1 protein-coding gene is annotated in these 1,448 nt (G+C 70.2%); it reads left to right on the forward strand.

Going from position 1 to position 1,448, the window contains the following annotated elements:
* Window positions 1-1,448, forward strand: a 1,448-nt coding sequence (gene pgi, locus IEZ04_RS34290; RefSeq protein WP_189220911.1) for a glucose-6-phosphate isomerase, incomplete at both ends; no start/stop codon positions are given.

Genomic DNA, 1,448 nt, shown 5'->3' on the forward strand with positions numbered 1-1,448 from the left:
TACACGCTGCGGGTCGGTGATCTGCACCTGGACTACTCCAAGCATCTGGTCACCGACGAGACGCTGGCGCTGCTGCGGGAACTGGCGGCGGCGACGGACGTGTTCGGGCTGCGGGACGCGATGTTCCGCGGTGAGCGGATCAACATCACCGAGGACCGGGCGGTGCTGCACACCGCGCTGCGCGCGCCGCGGGACGCGGTGATCGAGGTCGACGGCGAGAACGTGGTGCCGAAGGTGCACGCGGTGCTGGACAGGATGGCCGCCTTCGCCGGGCAGATCCGCTCCGGCGAGTGGACCGGCCACACCGGCCGGCGCATCCGCAACATCGTCAACATCGGGATCGGCGGTTCCGACCTGGGCCCGGCGATGGCCTACGAGGCGCTGCGCGCCTACACCGACCGCTCGCTGACGGTGCGGTTCGTCTCCAACGTGGACGGCGCGGACCTGCACGAGGCGGTGCGCGACCTGGACGCGGCACAGACCCTGTTCATCGTCGCCTCCAAGACCTTCACCACCATCGAGACCATCACCAACGCCACCTCGGCCCGCACCTGGCTGCTGGAGCAGCTCGGGGCCGGGGACGAGGCGGTGGCCCGGCACTTCGTGGCGCTGTCGACGAACGCGGGCAAGGTCGCGGAGTTCGGCATCGACCCGGCGAACATGTTCGAGTTCTGGGACTGGGTGGGCGGCCGCTACTCCTACGACTCGGCGATCGGCCTGTCGCTGATGACCGCGATCGGGCCGGAGCGCTTCCGGGAGATGCTGGACGGCTTCCACACCGTGGACGAGCACTTCCGCACCGCCCCGGCGGAGGCGAACGCGCCGCTGCTGCTGGGCCTGCTGGGCATCTGGTACGGCTCGTTCTTCGGCGCGCAGGCGCACGCGGTGCTGCCCTACAGCCACTACCTGTCGAAGTTCACCGCCTATCTGCAGCAGCTGGACATGGAGTCCAACGGCAAGTCGGTGCAGCGCGACGGCACCCCGGTGGCCTGGCGGACCGGGCCGGTGGTGTGGGGCACCCCGGGCACCAACGGCCAGCACGCCTACTACCAGCTGCTGCACCAGGGCACCGGGCTGATCCCGGCCGACTTCCTGGGCTTCGCCCGCCCCGTGGACGACCTCGGCGAGCTCACGGCCGCCCAGCACGACCTGCTGATGGCCAACTTCTTCGCCCAGACCCAGGCGCTCGCCTTCGGCAAGACCGCCGACGAGGTCCGCGCCGAGGGGGTGCCGGAGGAACTGGTGGCGCACCGGACCTTCCGCGGCAACCGGCCCACCACCACCGTCCTGGCCCCGCAGCTCACCCCGTCGGTGCTGGGCCAGCTGATCGCGCTGTACGAGCACAAGGTGTTCGTCCAGGGCGCCGTCTGGAACATCGACTCCTTCGACCAGTGGGGCGTCGAACTCGGCAAGGTCCTCGCCAAACGCGTCGAACCCGCCCTCACCGA

It is taken from the genome of Streptomyces ruber, assembly GCF_014648075.1.
In the GTDB taxonomy this organism is placed as follows: domain Bacteria; phylum Actinomycetota; class Actinomycetes; order Streptomycetales; family Streptomycetaceae; genus Streptomyces; species Streptomyces ruber.